The organism is Peribacillus sp. P4_D6, assembly GCF_056401795.1.
The window spans coordinates 1-9028 of sequence record NZ_JBFUIQ010000142.1; the positions used below are offsets into that span (position 1 = coordinate 1).

11 protein-coding genes are annotated in these 9028 nt (G+C 41.2%); 3 read left to right on the plus strand and 8 right to left on the minus strand.

The features are described from left to right. Window positions 1–23 precede the first annotated feature (23 nt). From AC1DVB_RS23155 to AC1DVB_RS23170, 4 genes are read right to left on the minus strand one after another with little or no spacing between them, the layout of a single operon-like run. On the minus strand, window positions 24–512 hold the full coding sequence (locus tag AC1DVB_RS23155) for a YpuI family protein (protein WP_034308117.1): 489 nt from the start codon (window positions 510–512) through the stop codon (window positions 24–26). 22 nt (window positions 513–534) lie between these two features. After that, window positions 535–951 carry a hypothetical protein gene (locus AC1DVB_RS23160; RefSeq protein ID WP_034308118.1) on the minus strand — a complete coding sequence of 139 codons (417 nt, stop codon included), beginning with the start codon at window positions 949–951 and terminating at the stop codon, window positions 535–537. Window positions 952–1006: 55 nt separating this feature from the next. Beyond that, window positions 1007–1588, minus strand: coding sequence for an SMC-Scp complex subunit ScpB (gene scpB / locus AC1DVB_RS23165; protein ID WP_034308120.1), 582 nt, complete (start codon window positions 1586–1588; stop codon window positions 1007–1009). Further along, a complete protein-coding gene (locus AC1DVB_RS23170) occupies window positions 1575–2342 on the minus strand; it encodes a segregation/condensation protein A (RefSeq protein ID WP_057278754.1) in 768 nt (255 codons plus the stop codon). Before AC1DVB_RS23170 ends, scpB begins: the two co-directional genes overlap by 14 nt. A 215-nt stretch (window positions 2343–2557) precedes the next feature. Between AC1DVB_RS23170 and AC1DVB_RS23175 the strand changes: the two genes are divergently transcribed. Together AC1DVB_RS23175 and AC1DVB_RS23180 are read left to right on the plus strand one after the other, a co-directional pair. Next, window positions 2558–2650, plus strand: a complete 93-nt coding sequence (locus tag AC1DVB_RS23175) for a YjcZ family sporulation protein (RefSeq protein WP_072273196.1) — start codon at window positions 2558–2560, stop codon at window positions 2648–2650. A gap of 165 nt (window positions 2651–2815) precedes the next feature. Further along, window positions 2816–3352, plus strand: a complete 537-nt coding sequence (locus tag AC1DVB_RS23180) for a DUF309 domain-containing protein (RefSeq protein ID WP_230135746.1) — start codon at window positions 2816–2818, stop codon at window positions 3350–3352. A gap of 28 nt (window positions 3353–3380) precedes the next feature. On the opposite strand, the gene AC1DVB_RS23185 is transcribed toward AC1DVB_RS23180, so the two are convergent. After that, a complete protein-coding gene (locus tag AC1DVB_RS23185; RefSeq protein ID WP_034308124.1) occupies window positions 3381–3725 on the minus strand; it encodes a GNAT family N-acetyltransferase in 345 nt (114 codons plus the stop codon). A gap of 586 nt (window positions 3726–4311) precedes the next feature. On the opposite strand from AC1DVB_RS23185, the gene AC1DVB_RS23190 reads away from it, so the two are divergent. Then, window positions 4312–5172 carry a DUF1002 domain-containing protein gene (locus AC1DVB_RS23190; protein WP_057278872.1) on the plus strand — a complete coding sequence of 287 codons (861 nt, stop codon included), beginning with the start codon at window positions 4312–4314 and terminating at the stop codon, window positions 5170–5172. Between the two features lie 341 nt (window positions 5173–5513). On the opposite strand, the gene lysA is transcribed toward AC1DVB_RS23190, so the two are convergent. From lysA to spoVAEA, 3 genes are all read right to left on the minus strand, one after another. After that, window positions 5514–6842 (minus strand): diaminopimelate decarboxylase, encoded by a 1329-nt coding sequence (lysA, locus tag AC1DVB_RS23195; RefSeq protein ID WP_057278755.1) that lies wholly within the window; start codon window positions 6840–6842, stop codon window positions 5514–5516. 273 nt (window positions 6843–7115) lie between these two features. After that, a complete protein-coding gene (locus tag AC1DVB_RS23200) occupies window positions 7116–8582 on the minus strand; it encodes a spore germination protein (RefSeq protein ID WP_231892250.1) in 1467 nt (488 codons plus the stop codon). Further along, window positions 8563–9028 (minus strand): stage V sporulation protein SpoVABEA (gene spoVAEA / locus AC1DVB_RS23205; RefSeq protein ID WP_477591140.1); only part of this gene is annotated, 466 nt, incomplete at its 5' end. The genes AC1DVB_RS23200 and spoVAEA, both read right to left, overlap by 20 nt.

Genomic DNA, 9028 nt, shown 5'->3' on the forward strand with positions numbered 1-9028 from the left:
GCTTATTAAGCCTTGCTGTTTCATTATCTTGACTGCAACATTTTCGTCCGGTAATCCGTTTCATAAAACTCCAATTCTTCACGCATGGTCTGGAATCCACTTTCCACGGCCTTCAGAATGGATATTATGCTGTCAGGTACACTTTGGTGAAATTTAATCGAGTTTTTTCCTGTATAGGCAGATCTGCTGTCCTCAAACCACCGATCTGATTTTGGGGAAAAGTATTCTTCGATACATTGATGATAAACTCTATAAAGCGTCTTTTCAGCTGCAGCTTTATTGAAAACATCATTTTTCAGAACGATTTGGCAAGCCTCCAAGCCCTCTTCACAACTTACAAGCATTCTTCTTAAACTTGAAAGGATTCCTTTATAATAGGTTTCATCCCCGCTTTTTTCTTCTTGCAGCTTAGAATAGGTCGTCTCATTTATAAATTCTTCCAGTTGAGCCACTGTCGTTTCCAAAAAGCCCTTTACATCCTCAAGCTGAGATTTTACCAATGTATTCCCCAACCGTGAACCCTCCTCAAATTGATTAAGATTGAATATAATAGTCAACATGTGATTCTATATCATATGGTTTAGCTTGGTCAATAGATATAAACACTTTCTCCAATTTTTCAAAATCTATATTTTCGAAATAACCAGCTAGCTCTTTTTCTGCATTTATATATATTCGTTTTCGGTTAACCAGGCCCGGGTCTTTGAGTAGACAGACCATGGCGATGATGTCAGCCATATAAATATCTCTGTTAGGGCTTTTGAATAGGGGGTTGGCGGGATATGGGGTCCAAAGAGTGACCATCTCATCAAAATAGCGAAGATACAGTACATTCAGCGTCTTTTCTTCTCCATCCTTTATGTATTGTATAACGGATCGATTAAAGAAGTCCTCAGGTGAATTTGACTTTTCCTTTTCAAGCCCAAATCCATTGCATGCTACAATTCGCACCCGCAATCCCCCCGCATTCATTTTTTTCTATATTATCACAATTCAAAGAAAAATGTTATTCGATTGTTTGCTGAAATTTTTCAAAAAACAAATCGGCTTCACCACTTTCAAAGCTATCATCCGAATTATCGGCGAGAGGCGGTAATTCATCTATGGAATTCAGGCCGAAGTAATCCAAAAACTCTTTTGTTGTCCCATATAAATAAGCCCGGCCCGAGCCTTCAGCACGTCCGACCTCTTTAATTAAGACTTTGGTGACAAGTGTATGAATGGGGCGTTCCGTTTTCACTCCGCGTATTTCATCAATTTCAGCTCTAGTAATCGGCTGCTTATAAGCAATGATTGCGAGTGTTTCCAATGCCGCCTGGGATAAGCCTTGAGTGCTTGATGTTTCGACTAGTCTTTTCAAGTAATCCGAGTGCTCTTTTTTTGTCGTCATTTGATAAACGCCCGCTATTTCGATCACTTGAATCCCGCGTACATCCGATACATATTCTTCCTTTAAACTTTCAACGATGTCCGTTGCTTGATATTCCGTAATTTCCAGGACCGAGGCAATTTGTTTGACAGAGAGCCCTTCATCTCCGGCAGCAAACAATAATGCCTCAAGAATCCCTTTCCAATTAATAACTTCCAACTGGTTCTACACCTTCCTTAGCAGCAATCATGATTTCAGAAAAATTACCTTCTTGTTCAACGATGATTTCATTAAGTTTCATCAGTTCCAGCACCGCCATGAAAGTGATGACGATATGCTCCTTGACCGGGATCGAAAACAGTTCAAAAAAACTTTTCTTCCCTTTAATGGACTGTAACTCCATCTTGATTTCATCCATTCGTTTCTCTATCGATATCTCTTGTTTCGTTACTTTCGTGTAAAGCGGCTTTTGAATTTTTTGCCTTCTCAGCAATTTTTGCAGAGCCCCCAACATATCATATAGACTTATATTCAACTCTTGTTTATCACTTTCCGCTTCTTTAACATAAACAGATAGATCACTTGGGGGTTTGGTGAACATCAAGCTTCTTTCTTCTTCCATCCCTTTAAATTCTTCGGCTGCATTTTTATACTTTTTATATTCTAATAGTTTTTCCACAAGCTCATCCCGTGGATCTTCCTCAAATATTTCCCCATCTTCATCAATCATTTGCTCATCTTCATGCTTTGGAAGCAGCATTTTACTCTTGATGGCAAGCAGTGTTGCAGCCATCACCAGATATTCGCTGGCCACATCCAATTCCAGATGCTGCATCGTATGGATGTAACCTAGGTATTGATCTGTAATATCAGCCATCGGAATATCGTAGATGTCTATTTCCAGGCGATTGATCAAATGCAGGAGTAAATCCATCGGACCTTCGAAAGCGTCAATTTTTATGTTATAACCCATTAAATTACCTCATTTAAATCTAATTGGCCGATATAGACCTATTTCTTTTACTAATCAAGTATAGTGGATTGCCGCCCTTTATCCAAATAATAATTTACTGTCCATAGAAAAGTTTTTATTTGGGATTACCGTCAAATGGGTCGGTGCCCAATCACATTCTGAAATCCAACATAACCTAGAAATGTAAGAATAGCAGAACAAAGGAGGTACTCATTATGGGTGCAGGTGGTTTTGGAAACGGCGGCGGATTCGCGTTTATTGTAGTATTGTTCATTTTATTAGTTATCGTCGGTGCTTCTTGGTGTTAATGGGAGACTGATGAATCAGCTGATTGCCTTGCAATCAGCTTTCTTTATTTTCCAGGAAAAAATTCTATGCTAAACTTAGTGAGTATACATAGCGGATGTTAAGCTATAAGAAAATGGCTTTTTGCCATACTTAGTTGATTCCATCAAACAAAAGGGGTGCTCCTATTGACTTACGCGGAAGACTACCTTTCTTTCCTTGTCCATTTCCATGGAACCAGGGATTACTTCGAATGTCATGAAATCCTTGAAGAATATTGGAAGGAAACCGCACCAAAAGAGCGTGACTCTCATTGGGTCGGGCTCATTCAGATTGCGGTTGCCCTGTATCATGATCGCAGGGGAAACAAAAAAGGGGCTGCAAGGACCCTGTCTAAAGCCTTGGCAAATCTCCACCTAAAAAAGGCCGAGCTCCTGAAGTTGGGACTCGATCCAGAACAACTGTTCAAATTGCTCGAGGATACACATGAGCGAATGTTATCACAAAAGCCATATAAAAGCATCAATCTGCCAATATCGGATCAAAGACTGATCGAAAAATGCCAATCCATGTGTTCGCAAGAAGGATCCATATGGGGTGCGGATAGCGACATGACCAATACATCGATAGTTGATAAGCACCTAATGCGTGACCGTTCGGATGTCATTTCAGAAAGGGCTCGACAGCTATCCCTTCGAAAAACAAGAATGGAGGACCGCCCTTAAAGGCGATCCTCCATTCAAGCTTTCATATTCAGAAATCTTCACACCTGTCAAGAAAGCTTTCCGTAAACTCATTTGCTTTTAATTCTTTGTCAGGATATTGCTCCTTGATGGCCCTGACCATCGTTTTACCGATACCTTGCTTCCGGAAGGATGGATTTACAGATATATGTTGTATCTCAATGTGGGTTGGAGAGACTTCTATACCGATCAGGCCCGTAATCTCTTCATCTTTCCATAAGAACAGCTGTAGGTTTTCATCCGTTTCATAATTCTTCATCGTATTCCGAAGCGTTTTTATCTCTTTTTCATTTGGCATGAAAGATAATAATCCCATGGCAAACTTCTCATAACTTTTCTTATACTTAATCAACATAATATCCCTCGTTACTAAATAACGTTTTTATTATCTTCCTGTTTCCAATTAATTTGCTTTGAATAATAATCCTCACATATAACATTTACATCATACATAAAAATCCCGTTCGTTTCAACATCACTTTCAGCACTTGATTTATCAATGGGCTATGTGCTAAGCGATAAACAGCCAGTATACGATTCCCCATATCAAAGCGATAATAAGCATCATAAGTAAAAGAGTCTTATTACTTTTCCTCATCCCATACTCCCTTTATGAATGGTCCAAATATTTAAATAACGAATTCATTCTACTATAACTTAACACAATCTGACAAATATCCTTGCAATCTTGCTTCAATTTTACTACATTGGTAAAGTGATCTAGGTTCATAGAGTGCCATCTTAGGTATAAAAGACAAAGATACCCCCAACTTCTTCGTTTAAATGAACGTAGCTATTTGGCTATAAATTTTTTTCAGGAATATATGTATCTTTTTTAGCCTTTGTTTCGTCAAATACTATGAATCTGATTTAAAGTGCCGCCCTTTTATTGAAAGATTCCCAATTCAGCAGGAAAGTTAAGGAGGATTATCATGAAAAAAATGAATAAATGGGTCATTGTAACCATTTTATTATGTCTATTATTGCCATATAAGGCTTTTGCAGATGCAGCTGTTGGTGAAATGATCGTCACACTTGGTGAGAATTTGACAAATGAACAAAAAAGTATGATTTTATCAGAAATGAAAGCACCAAATGATGTTGAGGTTTTAACCGTTACAAATGCAGAGGAACACGAATACTTAGGAGACTATATCGCTAGCCGTCTAATCGGTACAAAAGCGATTTCATCCTCTGCGATTACTTTGGAGGAAAAAGGTACCGGTCTTAAACTTGAGTCGAAAAACATTAACTGGGTTTCCGATGAAATGTATATCAATGCACTGGCTACTGCAGGAGTAAAAGATGCTACCGTTTATGTCACCGCACCTATACCCGTTTCCGGTACAGCGGCTTTGACAGGAGTCATTAAAGCCTATGAAATATCTGCCGACAAGAAGATTCCTGAAGATGTGAAACAGGCAGCGAATGAGGAAATGGTGAAAACAGCAAAATTGGGTGACGAAATCGGTACGGAAGAAGCCTCTGCACTTGTTACGAAAATCAAAGAGGAAATGGCTGCAAATCCACCAGCCAATACTGAAGAGGTCCGCGAGGTTGTCGAGTCTTCAGCAAAAGACCTTGGAATCGCCTTAAATGAAGATCAAGTACAAAGTTTAATTGATTTATTCAATAAGCTAAAAGAATTGAATATTGATTGGAACGCTGTCGGTGATCAGCTGACTGCAGCTAAAGATAAACTTTCCAATTTTCTTGAATCCGAAGAGGGTCAATCATTTCTGGATAAATTGAAAGAAGTGTTCAGTAGTTTAATAGACGCAATCAAATCACTTTTCAGCTGATTCAAATAAAAAAAGGATGGCCAATGCCATCCTTTCAGACGTAGACAAACTCGATGAAAATCGAGTTTGCCTATTTTTATGCCTGTACAATTTGAGCGTTGAGTTCCACTGAAGGCACTCGCTTTCCGCGGGCGGTCCGGGAAGCCTCCTCGGCGCTATTGCGCCTGCGGGGTCTCCCYTTGACGCGCTTTTCCCGCAGGAGTCTCGTCCCCTTCCGTTCTAATTAATTCCTGAGGGTATTGCTATTGGTTATTTGGTTCGGGAACATCATTTGAGCAAAGTTACGTTTTCCAAAGCCCTTTATTTACAAACTGAAAGGATGGCCAATGCCATCCTTTTTTCTATTCTTTATTGACGACTGCCGCTTCATGAAGGGCCAAGTCCAAATGGATAAGATCTTCGTAAGTTTCGCGTTTGATGACCAACCGGGCTTCTCCCTTTTCGGCAAACACGACAGCCGGTCTCGGAATGCGATTGTAATTATTCGACATGGAATATCCATATGCCCCTGTACAAAATACCGCCAAGACATCACCGCGGCCGGCTTTTGGCAATGGTAAATCCCAAATCAACATATCTCCGCTTTCACAGCATTTTCCGGCAATGGACACTGTCTCTTCCACAGGGTCGAGCGGCCGGTTTGCAAGAATGGCATCATATTTAGCTTCGTAAAGAGCGGGACGTATATTATCACTCATGCCCCCATCTACGGCAATATATTTACGGACATTAGGAACTTCCTTTTCAGAACCCACCTTGTACAGTGTCGCACCGGCGTCTCCGACCAATGAACGGCCAGGTTCGATCCAGATTTCAGGCATCACTAAATCAGAATCAGCAATCAGGTTCTGCACTTCCCTAACGATCTCCTCAACATATTGAGACGCCGGTAGCGGGTCGTCCTCTTGTGTATACCGAATCCCGAATCCCCCTCCCAGATTCAATACCTGTGGTTGAAACCCTACCGAATCGTGCCAATCACTCAGCTTGCCGATAATTTTTTGGGCTGCCAGAAGGAAACCGGTCGTTTGAAAGATTTGGGAACCGATATGGCAGTGTAATCCAAGAACTTCCAGAAACTCACTATGAAGCGCTTGTCGAAGGGCAGCTTCTGCCTGGCCGTTAATAAGATCAAAACCAAATTTCGAATCTTCTTGCCCTGTCAAAATATAATCATGCGTATGGGCTTCAATACCCGGTGTTACACGAAGAAGGATTTTCACCTTTTGTTCACGGTTTGTACAAATTTCTTCCAACAGTGTCAACTCTGAAAAATTATCGACTACTATACAGCCAATGTCATGATCCAAAGCCATATGTAGCTCTTCTTCACTTTTGTTATTTCCATGGAAGTGAATCCGTTCTGTTGGGAAATTTGCCTTAATTGCCGTATATAATTCCCCCGCTGAGACAACATCGAGAGACAGTCCCTCTTGCTCAGCCAACTGGATCATGGCAATCGAAGAAAAGGCCTTACTTGCGTAAGCAACTTGTGCTGAAACCCCCAATTCCTCAAAAGTTCTCTTGAACCCCCTCGCCCGTTCGCGAATTAGCTCTACATCATAAACATATAATGGTGTACCAAATTGTTCGATCAATTCAATCGTGTCCACTCCGCCAATCTCCAGATGTCCACGTTCATTGACACCGCCGGTTCCGTACAAATGCATGATAGCCTCACCTTCCTGACTTAAAACTATTAATAAGAAATGAGGCAGCCTCAAATAAAGAAAACCTGCTGTAAAGGGTCTTCTATATAATCCAGCCTCATCCGAATCAATTATCCCATGTAAATATATTGTTATCTATGACTGCTTAGTAGTTCGAAGGGAAAGACAGATTGGTTTAAACTCCAAAGAGTCATAGTAGCTTTATCTCTTTGTTAAGCCCAACTTTATCGCTTTATCCGAATAAAAATAAATTACCACAACTTTTCGACAACATCAACCTTTAGATTTTCTCGGCTGTCTATATAGATCTTGGGGATGTACAATGCTCGGACGTTCTATTGTACCAGGATAAGGTCTTCTTAATATTATATGTGACAAGGCCTTCGGCTGAAACGGGAGAAGCGGCCATAAATAAGGTGTATTTAATGTTTTTATACTAGTGAGCATGATCAAATAGAGTGTGATGCCTATGACTAAGCCCGGCACTTTAAATAATGCGACCAAGACTATCAGTGCTAAACGGGTAATTTTATTTGCAACTCCTAGTTCTAAACTCGGTGTGACAAATGTACCTATTGTCGCTACGGAAGCGTAGAGAACCACTTCAGGAACAAATAGGCCAACATCTATCGCTATCTGTCCTATCAAAACTGCCGCAACCAAGCCCATTGCCGTGGAAAGCGGGGTCGGGGTATGAACGGCTGCCATCCTTAAAAATTCTATCCCAATATCGGAAATGAAGATTTGGATCACAATGGGTATATGTGTTTTATCATTCGGCCCGATAAACTCGAGCTTCTCCGGCAGGAGGGAAGGCTCTAAACAGAACAATAACCATATCGGCAGCAAGAATAACGAAACGAAAATCCCGAGAAAACGGACCCAGCGCACCAAGGTCCCGACGGCAGGCGCCTGCCGATACTCTTCGGCGTGTTGCATGTGATGGAAAAGGGTGGACGGGGTAATGATGACACTCGGTGAGGTATCCACATAAATAAGGACATGGCCCTCAAGCAAATGCGTTGCCGCCACATCAGCCCGTTCCGTATATCTGACAAGCGGGTATGGGTTATACCTTTGCTTTACGATGAACTCTTCGATCGTTTTATCAGACATCGTTATGCCATCAACCTCAATATTATTCAATTCCTTACGAACGATTTCTATTAAATCCGGATCGGCAATATCTTTAATGTAGCCGATGGATATATCCGATTTCGATCGTTCCCCCACATGCAGCATTTCGAAACGTAATCTTTCATCCCGGATTCTTCTTCTGGTTATCGCCGTGTTTATGATGATATTCTCGACAAAACCATCCCTTGATCCACGGACGACTTTTTCGGTATCTGGTTCTACTGGCTGTCTCCCGGGATAACTCCTGACATCCACGACCAGCCCAATTGGTTTACCATCAACAACAACGACGATTAAACCGGATAATACCTGATCAACAAGCTCATCCATCGTCTTTATTTCCTGAACGGATTGGTGTACGAGCAAGTCTTTGACTACATCAAAAACTTTAGTAGACACGATATCGGCATTTTTGTTATGAATGAGAGAATCGAGGATATCAATGATGTACTCCGTATCCGTCAGCCCGTTTATATAGTAAAGATGCACATCTTTTCTTAAGACCTTTATCTTTCTTACTCCTAAGTCAAAGCTGACGCCTAGACCTACTTTCTCTTCCATGTATGCGTCAACTTCCGCTACCCTACTCGGAATCGGCATCATGTTTTGAGGTTTTTCTGAAGTCACCATGACCACTCCTTTCCAATATGATTTCCACCGCTAGCTTCGTTATCGGTGCTCCTCTTTTAAAATCGTCTTGATGGGACATTTTTCCGATATCCCCTATCCCAACTACTATGGGAACATGTAATTGATCGATGCAATACACCGTATCTCCTGTTATCTTGCCCAGCTCAAATTCCTCGGCGCCGTATTTATCAACCCCGTTCGGTGTCAAATTACCATCACGGTCAATACAGATATCCACCTTGGTCCACTCTTCCCTTCTAGTCTTTGATGCGACCGCTATCACGCCAAGGACATCAATATCAGGGTGTCCGGCAACTACCTTCATTGCCTGTTCGCCTGATCCTTCTCCTATAAAACCGCTATCATCAAACATGACCAATACAGGATCATACTTCGCCTTTTTTATTAATTCAACTAAC